Origin of the sequence: Ruminococcus sp. RTP21198st1_G1_RTP21198_201120 (genome assembly GCF_040924265.1) — a bacterium.
Classification (GTDB): Bacteria; Bacillota; Clostridia; order Oscillospirales; family Ruminococcaceae; genus Hominimerdicola; species Hominimerdicola aceti.
Window position 1 is genome coordinate 1 of sequence record NZ_JBCOMH010000027.1, and the last position, 20,399, is coordinate 20,399.

At 40.6% G+C, this 20,399-nt stretch carries 23 protein-coding genes and 2 pseudogenes; 24 read left to right on the plus strand and 1 reads right to left on the minus strand.

What is annotated here, in order from left to right; all coding sequences use genetic code 11:
* A partial coding sequence (locus AB5627_RS13520) for an AAA family ATPase (RefSeq protein WP_298485797.1) occupies positions 1 to 120 on the minus strand: 120 nt, incomplete at its 3' end.
* Positions 121 to 876: 756 nt separating this feature from the next.
* Between AB5627_RS13520 and AB5627_RS13525 the strand changes: the two genes are divergently transcribed.
* The 24 genes and pseudogenes from AB5627_RS13525 to AB5627_RS13640 form a co-directional block, all read left to right on the plus strand.
* Positions 877 to 1,371 (plus strand): hypothetical protein, encoded by a 495-nt coding sequence (locus tag AB5627_RS13525; RefSeq protein ID WP_265291017.1) that lies wholly within the window; start codon positions 877 to 879, stop codon positions 1,369 to 1,371.
* 14 nt (positions 1,372 to 1,385) lie between these two features.
* Positions 1,386 to 2,477 carry a hypothetical protein gene (locus AB5627_RS13530; protein ID WP_265291018.1) on the plus strand — a complete coding sequence of 364 codons (1,092 nt, stop codon included), beginning with the start codon at positions 1,386 to 1,388 and terminating at the stop codon, positions 2,475 to 2,477.
* A gap of 49 nt (positions 2,478 to 2,526) precedes the next feature.
* Positions 2,527 to 2,844 carry a hypothetical protein gene (locus tag AB5627_RS13535; protein ID WP_265291019.1) on the plus strand — a complete coding sequence of 106 codons (318 nt, stop codon included), beginning with the start codon at positions 2,527 to 2,529 and terminating at the stop codon, positions 2,842 to 2,844.
* A gap of 107 nt (positions 2,845 to 2,951) precedes the next feature.
* Positions 2,952 to 3,149 (plus strand): hypothetical protein, encoded by a 198-nt coding sequence (locus AB5627_RS13540; protein WP_265291020.1) that lies wholly within the window; start codon positions 2,952 to 2,954, stop codon positions 3,147 to 3,149.
* 66 nt (positions 3,150 to 3,215) lie between these two features.
* Positions 3,216 to 3,890 (plus strand): FtsX-like permease family protein, encoded by a 675-nt coding sequence (locus AB5627_RS13545; RefSeq protein WP_265291022.1) that lies wholly within the window; start codon positions 3,216 to 3,218, stop codon positions 3,888 to 3,890.
* A gap of 6 nt (positions 3,891 to 3,896) precedes the next feature.
* A complete protein-coding gene (locus tag AB5627_RS13550; protein WP_265291024.1) occupies positions 3,897 to 4,562 on the plus strand; it encodes an ABC transporter ATP-binding protein in 666 nt (221 codons plus the stop codon).
* A 470-nt stretch (positions 4,563 to 5,032) separates the two neighbouring features.
* Positions 5,033 to 5,866 carry a DUF6329 domain-containing protein gene (locus AB5627_RS13555; protein ID WP_022286656.1) on the plus strand — a complete coding sequence of 278 codons (834 nt, stop codon included), beginning with the start codon at positions 5,033 to 5,035 and terminating at the stop codon, positions 5,864 to 5,866.
* A gap of 8 nt (positions 5,867 to 5,874) precedes the next feature.
* The gene (locus AB5627_RS13560) at positions 5,875 to 6,171 is read left to right on the plus strand and encodes a DUF4314 domain-containing protein (RefSeq protein WP_022286655.1); all 297 of its coding nucleotides are present in this window, start codon (positions 5,875 to 5,877) and stop codon (positions 6,169 to 6,171) included.
* Between the two features lie 83 nt (positions 6,172 to 6,254).
* On the plus strand, positions 6,255 to 7,526 hold the full coding sequence (dcm, locus tag AB5627_RS13565; protein WP_022286654.1) for a DNA (cytosine-5-)-methyltransferase: 1,272 nt from the start codon (positions 6,255 to 6,257) through the stop codon (positions 7,524 to 7,526).
* Between the two features lies 1 nt (position 7,527).
* Positions 7,528 to 8,295, plus strand: a pseudogene (locus tag AB5627_RS13570) (phage antirepressor KilAC domain-containing protein).
* Positions 8,295 to 8,624: pseudogene (locus tag AB5627_RS13575) on the plus strand (hypothetical protein); the annotation flags it as partial. The pseudogenes AB5627_RS13570 and AB5627_RS13575, both read left to right, overlap by 1 nt.
* A gap of 71 nt (positions 8,625 to 8,695) precedes the next feature.
* Entirely contained in the window at positions 8,696 to 8,836 is a 141-nt protein-coding gene (locus AB5627_RS13580; protein WP_181986911.1) for a hypothetical protein, read from the plus strand.
* Positions 8,817 to 9,014, plus strand: coding sequence for a hypothetical protein (locus AB5627_RS13585; RefSeq protein ID WP_038671814.1), 198 nt, complete (start codon positions 8,817 to 8,819; stop codon positions 9,012 to 9,014). The genes AB5627_RS13580 and AB5627_RS13585 overlap by 20 nt, the downstream gene beginning before the upstream one ends.
* A 183-nt stretch (positions 9,015 to 9,197) precedes the next feature.
* Positions 9,198 to 10,037, plus strand: a complete 840-nt coding sequence (locus tag AB5627_RS13590) for a DNA adenine methylase (RefSeq protein ID WP_038673214.1) — start codon at positions 9,198 to 9,200, stop codon at positions 10,035 to 10,037.
* Entirely contained in the window at positions 10,034 to 10,303 is a 270-nt protein-coding gene (locus tag AB5627_RS13595; RefSeq protein WP_265291029.1) for a hypothetical protein, read from the plus strand. Before AB5627_RS13590 ends, AB5627_RS13595 begins: the two co-directional genes overlap by 4 nt.
* The gene (locus tag AB5627_RS13600; protein ID WP_118160935.1) at positions 10,304 to 10,708 is read left to right on the plus strand and encodes a DUF3846 domain-containing protein; all 405 of its coding nucleotides are present in this window, start codon (positions 10,304 to 10,306) and stop codon (positions 10,706 to 10,708) included.
* Between the two features lie 22 nt (positions 10,709 to 10,730).
* On the plus strand, positions 10,731 to 11,096 hold the full coding sequence (locus tag AB5627_RS13605; protein WP_181979943.1) for a SpoVG family protein: 366 nt from the start codon (positions 10,731 to 10,733) through the stop codon (positions 11,094 to 11,096).
* A gap of 118 nt (positions 11,097 to 11,214) precedes the next feature.
* Positions 11,215 to 12,120, plus strand: a complete 906-nt coding sequence (locus AB5627_RS13610; protein WP_368369900.1) for a hypothetical protein — start codon at positions 11,215 to 11,217, stop codon at positions 12,118 to 12,120.
* A gap of 79 nt (positions 12,121 to 12,199) precedes the next feature.
* Entirely contained in the window at positions 12,200 to 16,279 is a 4,080-nt protein-coding gene (locus AB5627_RS13615; RefSeq protein WP_265291031.1) for a SpaA isopeptide-forming pilin-related protein, read from the plus strand.
* On the plus strand, positions 16,272 to 17,042 hold the full coding sequence (locus tag AB5627_RS13620) for a class B sortase (RefSeq protein WP_177442462.1): 771 nt from the start codon (positions 16,272 to 16,274) through the stop codon (positions 17,040 to 17,042). Before AB5627_RS13615 ends, AB5627_RS13620 begins: the two co-directional genes overlap by 8 nt.
* 6 nt (positions 17,043 to 17,048) lie before the next feature.
* Positions 17,049 to 17,387, plus strand: a complete 339-nt coding sequence (locus AB5627_RS13625) for a DUF3852 domain-containing protein (RefSeq protein WP_265291032.1) — start codon at positions 17,049 to 17,051, stop codon at positions 17,385 to 17,387.
* Between the two features lie 18 nt (positions 17,388 to 17,405).
* On the plus strand, positions 17,406 to 18,113 hold the full coding sequence (locus AB5627_RS13630; protein WP_302837857.1) for a hypothetical protein: 708 nt from the start codon (positions 17,406 to 17,408) through the stop codon (positions 18,111 to 18,113).
* Between the two features lie 14 nt (positions 18,114 to 18,127).
* On the plus strand, positions 18,128 to 19,531 hold the full coding sequence (locus AB5627_RS13635) for a DUF3991 and toprim domain-containing protein (RefSeq protein WP_302837856.1): 1,404 nt from the start codon (positions 18,128 to 18,130) through the stop codon (positions 19,529 to 19,531).
* Positions 19,532 to 19,632: 101 nt separating this feature from the next.
* Positions 19,633 to 20,399 (plus strand): type IV secretory system conjugative DNA transfer family protein (locus tag AB5627_RS13640; protein ID WP_368369901.1); only part of this gene is annotated, 767 nt, incomplete at its 3' end.

The following is a 20,399-nucleotide window of genomic DNA, read 5'->3' on the forward strand; positions in this document are numbered from 1 at the left end:
CAAGCACATATCAAGCGCAAGCCACGATTTTCCGACTTTTGGTGCTCCTGCTAAGATATACAGACCTTGTGCAAGCAAGCCGTCTACAACGAACTCGATTGGCTTGTACACGGTTGTCATAATTTCTTCGCAGGACTTTGAATTGAATTGTTCCAATTTATCAAGCCTCCTTATTCAATTAATGTTTCACCCTTTCTGCTCACAGCGAAAATATATACAAAACAAAAAGCTCGCAAAGACGTTTAAATCTTTACGAGTTTTTATCATTCTCCATTCTTATGGTATCGCATTTTAATACGTTTGTCAATAGTCATGGTCCATTTTCATTGTTTTGCACAGAAGATTTGATTTTGACACGGGGGTAAGATGTGCGTTTTCGCCGTCGCACTGTGAGAGGGAGGGAGTGGCAGTTATATTTATGTATGTGATAGTCACACTGTTTAATGGACTTGTCCATAAAATAATCCAGAGGTATTATTGACAAATCAAGAAAAACAACCACAAAAGAGATTATGTGTTTCCAATCGGACACACAAAAGCCCCAGAAGATGCCACTTCGAGGGTCTTTTTGCTACTTGTCGGATTTATGCCTGTCTAAACACTTGCAAATATAGTAACCATCTACACTTACCACAACAGACAAAACTAAAAAGTGCATTATATTATCTTTTTTATAACAAAGTCAATGAAAATGTCCTATATATTATTTAATATTTTGCACATTATGAATAAAATATAATTTTGTTCATAAACATATATTGACAAAATATTATTGCTATGTTATTATAATGTTGTAAAACGATTTACTAAATAAATATTAACATAAAAGGAGTAAAAAAATGAATAACTTCATCAAAAAAAACTTTATGTGCAGCTTTGGCAACTATTATGATGTCTGGAACTTTTGCGGTAGCAGATGCTGCAAGCACAAGTAAAAAAGATAATACGGGTAATTCCTGCAAGTATAAAAATTCTATTAATTTAGATCTAAATTCATATACAGCACGTGGTAACAATGGCGCTGTTAATAGTATACACGAAGTTAAATATAATTATGGAACAGTTACATTTTCCCCTTGCAATGGTAAGACTAATGCTAGTAAGGTAATTTGGTACGCTGAATGGAAAGCGTCTGGGAAAATTAAAGATAAGATCAAATATACTTACACTTTAAATAATAATGTAACAAAATCTAGAGATTTAAGTGATGGAATGAAATGGAATACATGGGATAGTGATATTACATATTTTAGAGCTGATATTTACCCAATAATATCACCTGCAAATACAACAGTAAAAAAATCACAGAACAATACATATACATCAGGTACTACTTATCGTAGACGAGCAAGCACTAATATCACTCATTAATTAGGAGATATTTAATGAATATATTATCAATTGTTATAAAAAATCTAAAAAATTTTATAATTAAACATACTGTTGTTTTTATCATTATGTTTATTGCACTTATTATATCTACAATTACAATATTGTATGTAGTGGTTAAGCTTGATTGCTTATCTGATACGGTCAGTGCAGGCGATTTATCTCTCAATAAAATTGACTTAAAAAATAATGAATGCCAACTGGCAATTGATGATATTTCAGACAGATTACAGAGCTATTATGAAAATAATAGCTCTGTAAATTATGTTTGTGGATATCTGAATTCCGAGGAAGGTTATATGGGCTGTTTCATCACAGACGAAAAAGAGAACTTAAAAAAATTTTCTGAACAATACAAACCTATGAAAGGTCGTTTTTTCTCTGATGATGAAATAGAAAATGGCGATGAAGTAATGATTATTGTTGGAATTGGTACAGAATTAAAGTCTATGACATACGACAATACAAATTTCAAGGTGATAGGTAGTTATGCTCCTAATAATATGGCTAATGGGTATTTAACTCAGAAGTCATTAATAAAAAATAATATCATTCCAACAACATATTCAATTGTATTCGACAAAGAATTAAGTGTACAGGAAATCAAGGAATGTAAAAAAGAACATGAAAAATTGTTTCCGGAATTTAAAATAGAAACTGTAATGGATGATATTTTAGAAAACGCTCCTGTTATGCTTGATTTTGAAAATATCTGCTTGTTACTTATGGTAATTGCAGCAATTATTTCATGTGCTTATTTATATTCTTTTATACTTCAAATGCGAGTAAACAAAATATATATTTTCAAGCTTTGTGGTGCTTCCCCAGGAAATTTAATGAAAATTTTTGTTTCTGAAATGATAGCTCTGTTAATTATGCAATTCGGAGTTGCCTTTATTATTTTCAGAGTAATTCTGATAAATGTTTTGAAAAAATATGATGTGGCATTTTATTATGGATATTCCCGGATTCATGTAATCATTGCATTTTTAATCATTTTTGTATTGTGTTTGCTGATATTTATTCCTGTTCTTTTTTATTATTGTAAGAAGAATGCTATTCAGATAAAACAAAAGATGAAAGGGTGATAAAATGATTTTTAAGTATGCAGTTAAACAGTTGAAAAGACGTCCTTTCATGACTATTTTAATTTTATTTCAATTTGCAGTAATAACACTTTTAATAAGTATGATTTTAACCAAAATAAGCAGTTATTTTGTGACAAGCAATCTTATAAAAAAGATATGTGAAGGGGATAGTTATTATATTCAATATGATATTTCTTATAGTATAGAAAAAGACGACAGAGCTGGTGAACTTTCAAACGCTTTTGATGCTGAATTTCAGCCTTATTTGGACAAACTGAATAATCAAGAAATTACACAGGAAGAATTAGAAAAAAATATAAAGAGCTGGATAAAAAATATGATAAAATATTTAAAGAAGAAAATTTAGATGAATGTTCCGCTCCTCCTGATATATCCAAATTACCTTATGTAGGGAAAATATATGCTTATTATGATTCTACACTAACATATACCCCTGATGATTTAATAACTTTATTGAGTACTGATTATATTAATGATTTGAATTTTAAAATGCAAAGTGGAAATTGGCTTTCTGATGCAGAACAAACAGATGATTATCTTAATCTGGTAGCTTTTTCAAGCAGCAATTATAATATCGGCGATGTTATTGACGTATCTATGGGTGACGTTGACGGAGCCATAAAAGGAAAAATTGTTGGTTTGGCTGATTAGTCATATTATAAAGAAATTTGTGAACATGGGTCTTTTGAAACAGATAACTATTTATCCTTAGATAACATGCTGCAATTTAATTCAGCAACTATTTTTGCTGAATATTCTCCGGATTTTTTTGAAGAAAAAGCAAAAAAATACTTCTTTTTTTTAGAACCATTCAGTCAATCCGTTAAGCTGAAAGATGATATTACTCAAGAAGAAAAAAATGAGTTTTTTTCCGTTGCAACATCAAATAAATATGAATGTGTTGATTTGAAGAAGGCTTATCAAAACACATATATCCGTGATAAAAAGAATTTTCAGAACGATATTATTTTCTTGATAACAGCGTCATTAATTGCAATAATTTCTCTTATAGGAATGACTGCATTAAGTGTATCAAAAGAAATTAAGACATATAGTATTTATTGCCTTAACGGTATGACAAGAAAGCAATGTATTGGTATAAATGCAGTAGTAATAAGTTTATTGGTTATAATTTCAACATTAATAGCATTTATTGTAAAATTCAGCTATTCATATTGGTGTTATATTAAACGCTATATCGATTTAGCTGCATTTTATTCAGAAGAACATGCAAAAGCAGTAGTGAAATTCAGTAATTATTTTTCGATTGGAACATCAGAAGCTGTTGCTGTAATTATTCTATTATGTATTGCATTCATTTCAGCAATGATAATACCGTATTTTACTTTAAAAAGACTTGACATCATTCAGAATATTAAGGAAAACAGGTAGGTAATCATGATAAAAATATCAAACATAACAAAAAAATACAATCCTAAAAAATCCAACGAATTTGAAGCTCTGCACGGAGTTTCCTGCGAGATTAATGACGGAGAGCTTGTGGCTGTTATTGGCAAATCCGGAGCAGGAAAATCTACACTTTTGCATATTCTTGCTTGCATTGACAATTATCAGGAAGGCGAATATACTATTGACGGAACTCTGGTAAAAAATCTTTCAGAAAAGCAATATGCAAAAATTCGTAATGAAAAAATAGGCATGGTAATGCAAGATTTTGCTCTTGTAGAAGATTTCACAGCTTTGGAAAATGTTATGATTCCACTCAATTTCTCAAAGCAGAAAATAAAATATAAAAAAGAAAAGGCTCTTGCTGCATTAAAATCTGTTGGCATTGGAGAACTTGCGAAAAAGCCCTGCAATAAGCTTTCTGGCGGACAAAAGCAGAGAGTTGCAATCGCCCGTGCGATAGTCAACGAACCGAGCATGATACTCGCCGATGAACCAACAGGTGCGCTTGATACCAAAACCTCTGCGGAGATCATGGCACTGTTCAAATCATTGAATAAACAGGGACGTACAGTAGTGATAGTTACTCACGATCCCAAAATCGCCGAACAATGCGACAGGATTATTGAGATAAGTGACGGGAGAATAGTAAAGTAAAATAAAGGCGGATATCGGGCGCTATCTCGCACTGTCGTTACGCTACCCTCAGGTGCTAGTGATCGCAAGGTCATGTGGGTTCAAGTCCCGTCATCCGCACCATATTGGTGAGACTAAATGGATGCTCACCCTTAAAAGCCCGTATTTACGGGCTTTTTTCATGCTTTTCAGTCGAAAATTTTTAGTGTAAAACCATGGATGCTTTTTCATGATTTTCACCGACCGGAAGGATTTGAACCCTCGACAAATGAATATTGTCAAATAAAACGGCAAGCTTTGAGCAGATTTCGCTCCCGGCTTGCTTTTTTTTATGAAAAAACATTCACAAAGTTTAGAAGGCTGTTTTGTCAAATATCACGAAATGTGATAAACGACAAAGCGGTCTTTTTTTATTCCTCAAGGAAGGACGTGATAGCCATGTGGCAGATATACTATTAAAAAGGAAAAATAAAACGAATGGAGGAAACACAATGAACAACAAACTTATAATCAACACCAATCTGCTTCGCAAGGAGTTAGAATTTAAGACAAAGTCCTGTGCGGTGGAGAAAGCGATAGCAGTTTCTCATGCTGAGTTTGATAATCTGAAAAGGCATCCCTTGCAGGACAATGACCTGATCGCTGAGAACACAGATTTGATGTACTGTGACAGCAATGATATTTATCATTGTCTGCTGATCTACGATGAGGAACAGGGTGACGGTCTGCTGATCGAAGCTGAAGGCTCATCCTACGCTAGATACGTTCAGTATATTCCAAACGCAAAGCTGTTGTACGAAAATCATATTCAGACGCATTTGCAGGAAATGAAATTTTACTGTCCCCTTGAGATCAGCAGAGTACCTGAATGTTGGTCTGATGAGGAATACGAAAAAATCTCCTCCTATGAAGCTTCTGCTTACAAATCGGAGATAAATCATTTTATCAGCGATTTCAATTTGCCCGAAGAAAAAGAGCGAGGTCTGATGCATTGGTACGATAGAGGCAATTCTGTTGACCGAAAGGTGTTTTCCGCATTTATGTCGGTCGAAGAACATAACGGAGAACTTGTGGGAGTGGTCACAGCAAACGTTCACGGTCAGCTTACGGAAGATGAACTTGAGGATCTCCGTGAATATTGTACCGGGCAGTTAAGCGACGGCGCAGGAGAGAGTCTGGAGCAAAGACCGATAAAAACTCCCGACGGAGAAATTTATATCAGCTTTTGGAATTCCGACAAATGGTTTTTGCAGACGGAGGAAGAAATGAACAGCGATCAGTTTGAGGACATGACCGAAGAACCCGATATGGGAATGACGATGTGAGGTGTAATATGATTTACAACGAAAAGAAAGTAGAAACGCTTAGACAGAGATATCCCGAAGGAACTCGGATATGCCTTGACAGTATGGATAACGATCCCCGTCCAATTCCACCAGGTACTAAAGGCATAGTTCAATTTGTGGACGATGCGGGTACTCTGCACTGTAAATTTGATAACGGAAGAACGCTTGGCGTTATCCCCGATGTGGATAAGTTTCATAAAATCGAACAGGAACAGGCTATGGCGGATGAGCAGGAAAAATCTGAAGAAATCACAGAAACTGAGGGTTTTGAAGAATCCGAATAAATGGAAATGTCAATGTAACGGTTAAGTTTTGAAAAAGACTTAGCCGTTTTTTTATTACACAAACAAGAAAGGATCGGTGATAAATGATAAAGTATTTCGATATCTTTGCAGGCATCGGCGGATTCCGCTCAGGACTTGAAAAAGCAGGAGGCTTTGAGTGCGTCGGGTACTGCGAGATTGACCGATATGCTAAAAAAGCATACGAAACAATGTACGATACGGAAGGCGAGGTGTATTACGATGACGCAAGAAAAATCAACCCAAACGAGTTACCCGATTTCGACCTTATATGCGGAGGCTTCCCTTGCCAAAGCTTTTCAATCGCTGGAAAAAGGGGCGGATTTGACGACGCAAGAGGAACTCTGTTCTTTGAAATTGCCAGAATCGCTGCCGTTAAAAAACCTAAATATCTGCTGCTTGAGAACGTACCCGGATTGTTATCGCATGACTCAGGCAGGACGTTTGCGACCATCCTTGGTTCGCTGGACGAATTGGGGTACGATGTCGCATGGCAGGTGCTTAACAGCGCAAATTTTAGAGTCGCCCAATCCCGAAAAAGAGTGTTCATTATCGGATTTCTTAGAGAAAAATGCGCCGGAAAAGTATTGTCTTTCACGGACGCAAATCCAAAAACTCTTGTACAACGCATACCCGGACGAGAGGGCTGCAGAGTGTACTCAGCCGACGGACTGAGCATAACGCTTACGGGAACGGCAGGAGGCTTCGGAGGAAAGACAGGACTTTACGAGATCATAGGACTTCCGATCAAGGTCAAAACCAAGTCGGGCTATCAGTTAGCATTGCCCGGCGACAGTATTGATCTCGCCTACCCTAACATTAATTCAAGACGAGGACGTGTAGGTCACGATGTAGCACACACGCTGACAACAAGCTGTAATCAGGGATATTACGCTATGTGTATCGATATGAATCCCGAACCGAAAGTTACAGAGCTTGCGAGGTGCATAACGTCAAGGCAGGACAGCGGTATAGGTCACCATAAAGGAGAAAAGTCGGGGGTGATCGTGATTAGCGATCCGATTGCGGTGCTTACTCCCGAAAAGGAGAAAGTTCGTCAGCAAGGGCGAAGATTTAAACTCCCAAACGAACCGATGTTTACGATAACTGTCACCGATAAACACGGGGTGATCTACTGCGGATATATCCGCAGGCTCATGCCTTTGGAATGCTGGCGTTTGCAGGGGTTTACAGACGAGCAGTTCAACAAGGTGGCGGCAACCGGAATGTCCGACGCACAGCTTTACAAGCAGGCAGGAAATGCCGTTACTACGAATGTTATTGAGGCTCTTGCAAGGTTTATTTTAGAAATTGACAAGGAGAATGCAAATGAATAATATGATAAAGATATTTGAAAATGAGGAATTTGGTTCGCTCAGAATTTTAAAGGAAGATAACGGCAGAATCATGTTCTGCGGCAAGGATGTGGCTTCTGCATTGGGCTACAGCAACACAAAGGACGCAATAAGGCGGCATTGCAGGTGGGGCGTGAAACACGACCTACCTCATCCGCAGTCCCCAAGCAAGACCATTAAGATGATTTTTATTCCTGAGGGCGATGTTTACAGACTTGTCGCACACAGCAAACTGCCAAGAGCTGCGGAATTTGAGTCGTGGATATTTGATAAGATCCTGCCTCAAATCAATCAAACAGGCGGCTACGTAGCTAACGAAGATATGTTTATCGATAACTATCTCCCATTCCTCGACGAGCCGTATCAGAATCTTTTCCGTCTGCAGATGATGGCGATAAATCAGCTCAACGAGCGTATCCGCCACGACGAACCGTTGGTGGAGTTTGCGAATCAGGTGTCAAATACCGATAATCTTATCGACATGAACGCAATGGCAAAGCTTGCGAGAGCGGAAAATATCCCCGTCGGCAGAAACAAGCTTTACGGCTGGCTCAAAGGAAAAGGCGTTCTTATGGCGAATAATCTCCCCTATCAGGCGTTTATCGACTGAGGATATTTTTCCGTAAAGGAGTCGGTTTTTGAAACTCCGACTATGACAAAGACTTATCAGCAGACGTTTGTTACGGGCAGGGGGCAGCAGTTCGTCATAAATTTGCTGAAGAAATATTATGGGAAGGAGGTTTTGCAATAATGGAGATAATAAGCGTTACTTTACACGATCTGAGAAAAATGAATAACAGCGAGGCTCTTATCCTGCAAGGCTGCGGCGGCGACCTTAAAGAATGGGTTGACGGCATAAACGATATGCTGACGGAAAGCGGAATATTGCAGAACGAAAGTCGATTTGAAAAAGCATATACTTTTAAAAATGAAAATCTGACTTGTCTGCTGTTTCCGTTTGATGACGTTCAGCTTGATGTCGGTAAACTTGCGATGTGGAGATTGCAGACTCACGAGCAGTTCGGCGGTACATGGCTTTCCGATTATGTTCCAAACAGACTTGGCGGTTTTGTTTCAGAAAATGAACAAAAACAGAATGAAGATTGCAGTCCTAAGGAAGAAACCGAAGATTTAGGAATGGAGATGATGTAATGACGTATTTATTCATAGGAATGATAATCGGAGGGGTTATCGGATTGACGGTCGGCAGTCTTGCTGCGGCTTTTAAGGCAGCGGAAAAAGAGATCGCACGTCTGGACAAGGAGGTAAGTGATGCACACAAACAGAATTAAAGCTAAAGTTGACTTCAAGTTCTGCCTCGGCAGTATTCCAGCAATGCTGAGAGCCACAAAGCCCGTACTTTCGGAACGGCAGTACAAGGAGCTGTGTAACGAGGTCAATAAAGCCAACGGCTACCTTGAACAGAAACGAATCATATTCAGCTACGTCGATCCAATAATCAAGGGCTGAAAATACAACAAATGAAAATCAGCGGGCAGGCAGTGTAGTTCATATCAAATTTGAGCGTAAATTGCGCCGTCCGCGCTAGGACAAGGTCGTTTTGCCAATGACAGAAAACTTCTGTTTTTAGCAAAGCGACTTTCTTTCTGTCATTGGCTTTAAACGGCAGAAAGGAATTTCATGAACAGTTTTATGTCATGGGTAGGCGGTAAAAAGGCATTGCGTGACGCAGTACTGGCAAGATTTCCGCCGTATTATGAGCGATATATCGAGGTTTTCGGCGGTGCAGGCTGGGTGCTTTTTCGCAAACCGCCCGGTATGGATTTTGAGGTATACAACGATTTTAACGGAAACCTTGCAAACCTGTACCGCTGTGTAAGAGATAAACCGAATAAGCTGAAATACAAGCTTCGTTATGTCCTCGATTCTCGTGAAGATTTCGACTGGATTGCTAGTCTTCACAAGCGAGGTCTGTTCAGCAGATTTCGTGATGTTGACAGGGCGGCGAAGTTTTATCAGCTTATTAGATACAGCTACGCAAGTGGACTTGACAGCTTTGCAAGTCAGCCGCATTCTATTTGGTCGGATTTCCCGATGATAGACTTGGCGGCAAGAAGATTGCAGAAGGTAGTAGTTGAAAACAAGGATTTTGAAAAGCTGATAAGGCAGTACGATCGCCCCGTCAGCTTTTTTTACTGCGATCCGCCGTATTTTGCAACCGAAAACTACTACAAGGACGTGGGTTTTAAAACCAAGGATCATATTAGGCTCAGAGATTCGCTAATGGATATCAAGGGTAAATTCCTTGTTTCCTACAATGACTGTCCCGAAATCCGTGAGCTGTGGGACAAACCGAATATTCACATCGAGGAAATTTCAAGAATAAACAACCTTGCACAAAGATACGATGGAGGTTCGCAGTATGCGGAGCTTTTAATTTCAAATTACGATACAAGCGAGAGATTACGGGCGGTTCGCCAACTTTCGCTGTTTGACGATGAAACAGACAATTTTGGAGGTATAATTTTATGAAAAAAATAATTTTTGCACAAGTAATGGCAGACAACGGAAAAAGCGTATTTTCGGGGCTTTTTGATGAAAACGGCGATCCCGTAAGCGTAGAAACGGAGTGCGATGATAGCGGAGTGACGCTTACGATATGGCGAAATGCTCCCGAAAGAGAACGCCGTGACTGCGGTATCTCAGAGGAAGAGATTGAGAGGACTTGCGCTATGCATGATGACTGCAGTGATTGTCCGCTGTGGGATTATTGCAATGAAGATGAGGAGGTTTTGTAAATGAAAATACTTGTTATTGAGCCTGAAAAAGCGCCGTATGAAAAGGAAATCGGCGATGATATTCACGATATGCAGGCAATAGTCGGAGGGTGTATCGAACCTATATATTTTGAGCCGAAAGAAACTGCGATTGCTTGGTGCAACGATGAATTCCTGCTTAATGGTTCACAGCCTAATCGTATTGTGGGAAATGTTCTTGTACATGGAACTTTCTTTGTTTCAGGAAATTATATGAACGAATACGGCGAATGGGACAGCTGTTCACTTACCGATGAGCAGATCGAAAAGTATTCCAAGACGTTTAAGAACCCTATTATTGCATTGGGGAAAATGGAGATGGCGGATATTGAGGCTCTTTGCGAGGTCTTTGAGGAAACGGAAGAACCTGAAATTACGATGTCATAAACGAAAGGATCAGGTGATGCAAATGAAAATTACAGCAACAATCAACAGATTTGTTGACAAACAGGATTCATCGGTAAAAGCGTATGCCAGTGTTACAATGGACGGAATGTTTGCTGTTCACGGACTGAAAGTAATGGAAACCGAGAAAGGCAGATTTGTAAATATGCCGTCAACTTCATATACCGACCGTGACGGCAACAAGCAGTATTCGGACATTTTTCACGCTATAACAAAAGCAGCGAGAAATGCACTTAATCAGGCTGTTCTGAATGCTTACGATGTCAAACTTCAGCAGATACAGGCAACAGAGATTGAGGTTGAAAATACTCCCGACGAGGAAATGTCCGACGAGCCTGCGGACGAACCTGAACCTGAGATAGCAATGTGAAATATCTCACAAAAGAATACTGTATACTTTGTTGCTTTGGTAGAATTTCTTTGAAAAGACTGGATTATGATGTATCTCTGTGATATAGTGAAAGAAACAAATTTATCGGGGTGATACTATGAAAAAAGCGATAACGATCTTAGCTATATGCAGTCTTCTGCTCACGGCTTGCGGACAGATAGACGATACAGAATCCAAAGTGGGAACTACTACAGCAATTGCTTCCGAAAGCACGGCTGGCGAAGATACTGCGGAAACTTCATCGGCAAAAGAAGAAAAGAATACAAGCGAAGCCACGACTACTACGAGAAAGAATTCGCAAACGGTATCCTCTTCCTCAAAGCCGACGGGTACCACAGTAACTACGACCCAAAAATTCAGTTCATTAAATGCGAACGGCAATTCGAATCAGAGACAAAACAATGCTGTTCAGAATAACAACGGTCAGGTAAATTATCAGCCTGAACAGAATAATCAGCAGCCCGATAACAATCAGAGCAATAACGGTGCGCAACAGAATAACCAATCGTCTGACAATAAGCCTCAGAATAACAACCCTTCTCCTCCGGTTACAACGGCAAAGCCTGCGGTGACAAATCCGCCGACTACGACTACACCAAAGCCGCAGACTGAACCGCCTGCACCGGAGCCTACTGAGGAAGAAAGGTATATGGGTATTGGCAGAAACTTATTGCATGATGGTTCTGACTACAGCAAGGCAGAAGCGGTATACAACTGGATGACTGAAAACGGTTCGGGTACTTGCGTGAATTATTCATACAAGACATACCTAATCTGTCAAGGTATAGGGCTTGATTGCTATGCTTGCTGGACTGACTCAGGAATATACGGACACGTTGCCAATATAGTGAAAGTTGACGGAATATGGTATGTTCTTGATACTCAGGCAGGCGCTTTTCTTGACTACAACTATGGTTTTACAGAGGTTATTGATATTGATGAAAACCATATTGCGGATGGAAGAATGATAAGCGATTATAGCTATGAAGAATTACACGAATAAAACGAAATACTAATAAACAGAGAGCCGAAGAAATTTCGGCTCTTTTTCTTTGCAAAAATGAAAAGGAGAAATGCAATATATGTTTAAAACAAAATCAAAAATATTGAGAAAACTCAGCGCAGGGTTAATGGCAGGACTCTGCGCTTTTTCTATGCTCGGTTCATCTGTGAGCGGAGCGATAACAGCAAATGCCGCAAGTACTTCGACCGAAAACTCTGCGTTTCCGTCTTCCGATACGGTGATCGCAAAGGCGGCGACGCTTCTCGGTTCTCCGTATACATTTGGGAATAAGGGATACTGGTACGCATACAATCAGGGTCAGTATACTCCGCTGTCGGTACGGACGATAAACAATCTCGGTATCGACTGTTCGGGACTTGTGTATTATACGCTGACACAGCTTGGATACAAAACATCGGGTTTTTCATGGAATAATCCTGTTCCCGTTGATACCGATCACTGGCTGTCGGTAAACGACAACTGCACTATCAGCTACGGCGGTAAAACTTCTAAGATCGATGTTGAAAAGAAAAATATCAAGACAACAGACCGTCCTTATTGGGAGTGTTCCGACGGTTCGACGATTACTCCCGGTTCGGTAGTGGTGGCTCAGAATCCATATGGCGAAGATCATGCGTGGATTTACATGGGTGAATTCAATTCAAGAAACGAGGTAGTAAGCTATCTTAAGTCTATCGGCGTTTCAGAAAGTCTTATCAATTCCAAAACAGTCGGTGACGGAAAAGGTGCAGGCGGCAGGCATTGGAGAATCGAGGCTAACGGCTCTGAGGGAGTTGTTATCAATAACAAGACCGACGGTAAAACTGCGACTGTCATGAATATGTCGGCGTTCAGGATCACATCCAAAGATGTGAAATTTACTATTACAAAAGTCTATAAAGCTGATAATACCGTAAAGATCAATGGTATCAGTCCTATTGACGGTTCACAGGCTATTTACGGCGTATACACTGATAAAGCTTGCAAAAACAAAGCAGGAGAAATCAAAATCGATAAAAACGGAAGCGGCTCGATTGAACTTCCGAATAAGCAGTATTATGTTAAAGAAATCAAAGCACCTACAGGCTACAGCCTATCAACTGAAGTATTTGCACTTAATGCAAATGAAAACGTAAATGTTACCGAGGATTATCTTAAAGGAAACATCATAATCAATAAAACTGCCGAGGATGGTATAATCGGTCAGCGTGAATTTAGAGTAACATGGACTCAGAACGGAAAATCTCACTCCAAGACGGCAAAGACAAATTCAAGCGGAATTGCGGAGTTTAAAGGTCTTAACGTATACGATCTTACAAGTAAAAAAGCAATTTCATATACCATATCCGAAATCAACGTAGATACGAGATATGAAACTCCCAAGGCGAAGAATGTCAAGCTTACCGACGGCGACGTTGATCTGACTGTCAATGTAAAGTTCAACAACGAACTCAAAACAGGTTCTATTAAGATCAACAAGCAGTCTGAGGATAATCAGAACGGAGGCAGAGAATTTACTGTCACAGGTAACGGCAAGACTTACAGCATAAAAACCGGTTCTGACGGTGTTGCAATTCTTTCCGATATCCCCGTATACGACAGTAACAATCAGAAAATTGTTTACACGATTTCTGAAAAAAACGTTCCCATAAAGTATGTTGTTCCTGCCAGTCAGACGGTTACTTTGACAGCTGATGAAACTACCTCTGTAACGTTTGAAAATGTGCTTAAAAAATTCACTTTGGAAGTTACAAAAAAAGACTCGGAAAAGGCTGAAAAACAAGGCGATGCAAGCCTTGCGGGAGCGGTTTACGGCGTGTTTAAAGACAGTGTTTTGATAGACGAATACACCACAGATGAAAACGGATATTTCAAGACAAAAGAGTATGTCTGCGGAAACTACACGGTTCAGGAAATTTCACCAAGCGAGGGCTATCTGCTTGACAAAACTGTGTACTCGGTTGGTGCAGAAGCTGAGAATTATTCCATTGAGCATAACCCCATTTCTATGACAGTGACCGAGGACGTGATCAAGGGGAATATTGCTATCATCAAGCATTCCGATGACGGCTCAACGCAGATCGAAACTCCCGAAGTCGGTGCAGAGTTTGAGGTTTATCTCAAGTCATCAGGCTCTTATGAAGCTGCAAAAGACAGCGAAAAAGACTATCTCGTATGCGATGAAAACGGCTATGCTGCGACAAAAAAGCTCCCCTACGGAATCTATGTCGTTCATCAGACCAAGGGCTGGGAAAGCACCGAATATATGGAGGATTTTGAGGTTGTAATCAGCGAAAACGAAAAAGAATATTTCTATTTGCTCAATGACGCAGTGAAAAAATCCTTTGTTAAAATCGTGAAAAAGGACGCTGAAACAGGCAATGTAATTCCCGTTTCGGGCATCGGCTTCAAGGTTTGGGACTGTGCAAATTCCGAATATATTTCTCAAAAAATTTACTATCCGTCAGAAATGATTCTCGACACATTTTACACCGATGAAAGCGGCTCGCTGATGCTGCCGCAGGAGCTTGCTTACGGCGATTACGAGCTTCACGAAGTGCAGTCGGCGGAGGGTTATGTGCTTGATAAAAAGCCTGTTCCATTTACAATTGACGGTTCAGTAGAAACCGTAGTTGTGGAGAAAACAAATACCGCACAGAAGGGCAAAATTTCGGTTCAGAAAACAGGTGATGTTTTTGCAAGCGTAACTGCTCTTGGCAGCGCAATATATATCGATGAAAACGGCGAGGTTCACAAAAGTGGGCAGACCACCTATACTCCCGTTTTTGCAAAAGGAAATCTCAGTGGTGCAGTATTTCAGGTGATTGCAAGCGAGGATATTATTACTCTTGACGGCACGATCAGAGCCAACGCAGGCGATGTTGTGGCTGAGATCACGACCGATGAAAACGGGTATGCGGAAACTGATCTTCTTTATCTCGGAAAATACGAAATAGTGGAAGCTTCCGCACCATACGGATATGTAAAAAATTCCGAAATACAGGCAGTTGAACTGACCTATGCAGGACAGGAAATTGCTGTTCGTGATACCGTAAATACGTCATTTGTCAACGATTATCAGGGTGTAGAAATTTCACTTTCTAAGGTCATGGAAAAGGACGAGCTATTTAACATCGGTAACTCCGATGAATATACACGAGTTCGTTTCGGACTGTTTGCGGCAGAGGAAATTATTGCCGCTGACGGCTCGGTAATTCCTGCCGACGGTCTCATTTCGGAAGTCTCACTCGATGAAAATATGACTGCAAAGTTTGATACTGCTCTGCCTTTTGGCAAGTACTATGTGAAGGAAATTGCAACCGACGAGCATTATGTTCTCAACGGCGAAAAGTATCTTGTAAACTTCGAGTATATGGGACAGGATATTCAGACTGTTTCAATCGACTGTGGTCAGTTTACCAACGATCTGAAGCGTGGAAAAATCGAGGGCATAAAAGTCAGCGAGAGCGATGAACCTCTTGAAAACGCATTGTTCGGACTGTTTTATACTGACTGTACAGAATTTACAGAGGAGAATGCAATTATGACCGCAAAGTCCGATAAACAGGGAAAATTTGAATTTACAGAAATCCCCTACGGAGAATATATTGTCTGTGAGATCGAAGCACCCACAGGCTACATTTTAAGCGATGAAAGCTACCCCGTGACTATTTCTGAGGACGGAGAAATTATCGAAATTATAGCAGTAAATAAGCCTATAACTGTTGAGATAAGTAAACAAGATGTGTATGGAAACGAGCTTGCAGGTGCAGAAATGCAGCTTGAAAATTCTGATGGCGAAGTCGTTGATAAATGGACTTCCGATGGAACAAACCATGTTGTTACCGAACTTCCTGCGGGAGGTTACACACTTAAGGAAATTGCTGCTCCCGACGGTTATGTTATCGCAACCGACATCAGATTTACAGTTGATGTTTATGGCAAGATTACTGTAGAAAATGTGGACGCAACCGCTGTTTCTGAGAACGGCAATCCGCTGATTGTTATGGTAGACGAGGCTGAGAAAATATCTGATGTTCCTGATACCCCGTATACAGGCGATAGCCACAGCAATTTTGCGGCTTACGCAATGCTTGGAGCTGCAAGCTTGATTATTGCTGTCCTTATCATCACAAAGAAAGGGAAAAAGCATGAATAAGAAAGCGATTAGAATTGCGGCTGCCGTCAGTGCAGCCGCTCTCCTTTGCGGAGGAATTTATCTTCTTGTGAAAAACGATTTGGCACAGAAAATTAAGTGGCGTGATATTATGATATACGCTCCTACCCCGATAGCGCAGGAAACGCTTGATATGGCGGTAGATAACCGTTCTGAAAAGCCGTCCGCAGACAGAGTTCCCGAGGATACAAAAGACGAACTGACCGCACAGGTCCGGCAGCTTTCCGAAGATCATAGCGATTCTGTCGCATGGCTGTATATTCCCGACACGAATATCGATTACCCGATCATGCAGTCGGGCGATAACGAATATTACTCTCACAGAGCGGTGGACGGCTCATATTTGTACGCAGGCTCGCTTTTTATGGACTACAGAAATTCCTCGGATTTCACCGATTTCAATAGTGTTATCTACGGTCACAATATGGGAAACGCAACGTGTTTTGCGGACATTCCGAATTACGAAAACGAAGAATATTTTATGAACCACAGCTACGGCTGGCTGACTACCGATGACGATGTTCGGCTGATAGATTTCTTTGCGGTGGCAAGGACTTCTGATACAAGCGGACTTTATCTTGCCGACCCAACCTTTGAAGAGTGGGATTCACAGCTTAGAAACTGTGCGAGCATTTACAAGGAGATCGGTATTTCTCCCGATGATAACCTGATAACGCTGTCCACCTGCACTTCTGCGGAGGGTAACAGTCGTACAATTTTGGTAGGAAAAATTATAGAGGAGTGATGTGAAATGAAGTTAAAAAAGACGAAAAAGAAGATACTTGCAGCGGTCGCAAGCGCATTGTGCTTTGCTGCGATGATGTCGCTAACTGCTTACGCATCGGGCGATGTTGCGGGAGCGGTTACAAGCACTTGGACCACTGCAAGATCGCAGGTGGTGTCGGTTGTAAACAACGTTGTATTCCCCGTGATCGACGTAATATTGGCGGTTTTGCTGTTTGTTAAGATAACGCTGGCATACTTGGATTACCGCAAACATGGTCAGTTGGAGTGGACGCCGATCGCTATAATTTTCGGCTGTCTGATCTTTTCTCTGACCTGTCCGCTGTACATCTGGAGTATTATTTGATAAGGAGTAGGAACGGATATGAAAACAAAAGTAATAACCGCATTTTTAGCAGTGTTTATGCTGGCAATGACCGCCTGCGGAACGATCAGTCCGCCAATACAGACGGTGGAAACTACAACAAATCCGATAACAGCCGAGTCATTGGATTCGGCTGTCTCTTCGGAGGTCGAAAGTACCGTCAACAATGAACAGGTAAAGTCCGATACCTTTATCGCAGAGTTTTTCGATTCAAATATCAGCTTTGAAGATACAAGCGAATTGGTTACTGAGTCGATGAAAGGCTGTTCCTTTGAATCGGAAAAAGATGAGTCAAACGGAATACAGAAAATTATGCTTAAAGGCAAAAACGGCGGAGGAATAGTTAATGTTCTATGCATTGATTTAAGTCAAAGTAATCTTGATTACGACATGGAATATATCCTTGAAAACTTCGGGGATTACTATTTCGGACAGACCTCCGCACAGATGAGCGGTATCACTGAGGATGATTTTGTGTCAAATTATCGTATGACAACAAATGTATATTCAAAAGGAAAATATCAGCAGTACGGCTCTGTTCAGAAGTCTGACGGTATGGTGACGCAGTTTGGGTACACGGAAACCTATGCTGTGCTTTCTGAGAACAAGCTGACAGTAGTATCAGGAGCATATCTCGGTACGGATATGATGGAAAGACAGAGTTTTTCGCAGCTTATGGGTAAGCTTGCGGAAAATGTCAAGTATTAAAGGTTGGTGTAGTTATGCCATATATCCCATTTACAGACGAACAAAAAGTCCTTGCAAATTCGGTAGACTTGGAGCAGTTTTTGCGTATGCGGGGCGAAAAACTGGAACGTGTCGGCAGAGAGCATAAGCTCATTTACTACGACGGTTCGGGCAGGCACGACAGCATAACGCTCCGTGGCTCGACTTGGTTCGACCATAAAAATCAAGTGGGCGGCGGAGCAATAAAATTCATGCAGGAATTCTATGATATGGACTTTCAGACGGCTGTTCACGAACTGTTAGGACAGACGATAACTCCCCTCTCTTATGCTCCTTCAAAAGCTGTTGTGCATGAAGAAAAAACAAAAGAGTTCAAGCTTCCCGAAGCGAACAGCAATATGCACAGAGTGTTCGCATACCTCATAAAACAGCGGTTTATTAATCCCGAAATTATCAGTTTTTTTGCAAAACAGCATACACTTTATGAGGACAAACAGCACCACAATGCAGTGTTTGTAGGGCTTGATGAAAACGGAGTTCCAAGACAGGCAAGCAAGCGTTCAACCAATTCTTTCGGGAAAACTTTCCGCATTACCTGCGAGGGTTCAGATACCCGTTACAGCTTTTCCCACTTTGGCAAGTCGGAAAAGCTGTTCGTGTTTGAGGCTCCCATTGATATGATGAGTTTTCTTACACTCTATCCGCAGGAATGGCAGAAAAACAGCTACATTGCAATGAACGGTGTGTATGAAAATGCCGTTTTAACAGCGTTAAAGAACCATTCTAACCTGTCAGAAGTCATTCTCTGCGTTGATAACGATGAGGGCGGAATCGAGGCTGTTGACAGACTTCGGGATATTTTGAGAGAAAACGGCTATGAAAATGTACGGCGATTTGCTCCCAAATTTAAAGATTGGAATGAAGATTTAAAGGCAAAAAACGGAGCGAAATTTTTGCCTGCTGTTCCTCATAAGCGAAAGGAAGAATATCTGAAAGAAGTTAGCGAACTTGTGTATCTGAAATGCCGTCCTGATAAGCTGACCTCGCAGATCTATGCAACGTTTAAAAACAGACAATACAAATATTTGGCTGAGTATGCACTTGCAAGCTCTGCTTTTTTTATTGCACCAAAGGACGAAAATCTGATGTTTGAAAAGTTAAAATTCAAGCTGAAAGATGAGTACAAGCCGTACACAGATAAAGGCAAAGCAGCCGCTAAGCAAAGAAATTTGCAGGAATGTGTTACGGCAGTAATGAAAGATCTAAGGCAAACAGCTCGTACCCGTGAGCAGTGTATAAATACTGCGAAACTGCTGTATCAGCTTGCGGATAATGCTGTCAGATTGTCGGTTGAGGAAGCTTTAAGTGTACCGATTCAGGAGCAGTGCGAGGATATAGATATTATTTCTGAACCCGAACCGTGTATGGAGTTCGGGTAATGCGATACCCTCCGCCTCACAGCGCAATACCTTGAAGATAACAAACTAACTATCTTATTAAATACAAAAGATAGAATATTTTATAGATTGGAAGTGGTGAATTGAATGAAAAACAAATGATTTTCATAGGAGCACTTGTTGTAGCTTTTATCGCCTTTTTAGTGGTTGTAAATCTGCTTGACAACAAGTCGCTTAACGGAATAAAGGCAAAAAAGGTCGGTGACGGTCAGCATGGAACTGCGAGGTGGGCGACTAAATCGGAGATAAAGCAGACTTTTATCCCTTTGCCATTTGAGCCTGAGAAATGGCGTAAAGGTGAAAATCTGCCGACTGTTCAAGGAACTGTTGTAGCCTGCCGAACGCACGGCAAAAAGACTGTTGCTCTTGTGGATGACGGTGATGTGCATACTCTTATGATCGGCGCCGCAGGAGTCGGCAAGACCGCTTACTTTTTGTATCCGAATATAGAGCTTGCCTGTGCTTCGGGAATGTCGTTTGTCAGTACAGACACAAAGGGAGATGTGGCGAGAAATTACGGAACTATCGCCAAAAAGTATTACGGCTACAATGTTTCTGTGCTTGATTTAAGAAATCCGACAAGGAGTGATGAGAACAACATTTTGCACCTTGTGAATAAATATATGGATCTGTATTTGCAGGACAAAACCAATCTTTCTGCGAAAGCAAAAGCGGAAAAGTATGCAAAGATAACAGCAAAGACAATTATCAATATCGGCGGAGGTGACAGTGCAAGCTACGGTCAGAATGCGTTCTTTTACGATGCAGCAGAGGGCTTGCTTGCCTCGGTTATCCTGCTTTTGGCGGAGTTTGGCGACAAAAACGAAAGGCATATTGTTTCAGTTTTTAA

Bases quoted from the DNA above. Each gene is read 5' to 3' on its own strand.
- AB5627_RS13560 (WP_022286655.1), top strand. From the start codon at position 5,875: ATGATTTACAACGAAAAGAAAGTAGAAACGCTTAGACAGAGATATCCC.
- AB5627_RS13545 (WP_265291022.1), top strand. From the start codon at position 3,216: ATGCTGCAATTTAATTCAGCAACTATTTTTGCTGAATATTCTCCGGAT.
- dcm (WP_022286654.1), top strand. From the start codon at position 6,255: ATGATAAAGTATTTCGATATCTTTGCAGGCATCGGCGGATTCCGCTCA.
- AB5627_RS13635 (WP_302837856.1), top strand. From the start codon at position 18,128: ATGCCATATATCCCATTTACAGACGAACAAAAAGTCCTTGCAAATTCG.
- AB5627_RS13530 (WP_265291018.1), top strand. From the start codon at position 1,386: ATGAATATATTATCAATTGTTATAAAAAATCTAAAAAATTTTATAATT.
- AB5627_RS13610 (WP_368369900.1), top strand. From the start codon at position 11,215: ATGAAAAAAGCGATAACGATCTTAGCTATATGCAGTCTTCTGCTCACG.
- AB5627_RS13630 (WP_302837857.1), top strand. From the start codon at position 17,406: ATGAAAACAAAAGTAATAACCGCATTTTTAGCAGTGTTTATGCTGGCA.
- AB5627_RS13580 (WP_181986911.1), top strand. From the start codon at position 8,696: ATGACGTATTTATTCATAGGAATGATAATCGGAGGGGTTATCGGATTG.
- AB5627_RS13620 (WP_177442462.1), top strand. From the start codon at position 16,272: ATGAATAAGAAAGCGATTAGAATTGCGGCTGCCGTCAGTGCAGCCGCT.
- AB5627_RS13600 (WP_118160935.1), top strand. From the start codon at position 10,304: ATGAAAATACTTGTTATTGAGCCTGAAAAAGCGCCGTATGAAAAGGAA.
- AB5627_RS13550 (WP_265291024.1), top strand. From the start codon at position 3,897: ATGATAAAAATATCAAACATAACAAAAAAATACAATCCTAAAAAATCC.
- AB5627_RS13555 (WP_022286656.1), top strand. From the start codon at position 5,033: ATGAACAACAAACTTATAATCAACACCAATCTGCTTCGCAAGGAGTTA.
- AB5627_RS13625 (WP_265291032.1), top strand. From the start codon at position 17,049: ATGAAGTTAAAAAAGACGAAAAAGAAGATACTTGCAGCGGTCGCAAGC.
- AB5627_RS13585 (WP_038671814.1), top strand. From the start codon at position 8,817: ATGCACACAAACAGAATTAAAGCTAAAGTTGACTTCAAGTTCTGCCTC.
- AB5627_RS13590 (WP_038673214.1), top strand. From the start codon at position 9,198: ATGTCATGGGTAGGCGGTAAAAAGGCATTGCGTGACGCAGTACTGGCA.
- AB5627_RS13605 (WP_181979943.1), top strand. From the start codon at position 10,731: ATGAAAATTACAGCAACAATCAACAGATTTGTTGACAAACAGGATTCA.
- AB5627_RS13535 (WP_265291019.1), top strand. From the start codon at position 2,527: ATGACTATTTTAATTTTATTTCAATTTGCAGTAATAACACTTTTAATA.
- AB5627_RS13615 (WP_265291031.1), top strand. From the start codon at position 12,200: ATGTTTAAAACAAAATCAAAAATATTGAGAAAACTCAGCGCAGGGTTA.
- AB5627_RS13595 (WP_265291029.1), top strand. From the start codon at position 10,034: ATGAAAAAAATAATTTTTGCACAAGTAATGGCAGACAACGGAAAAAGC.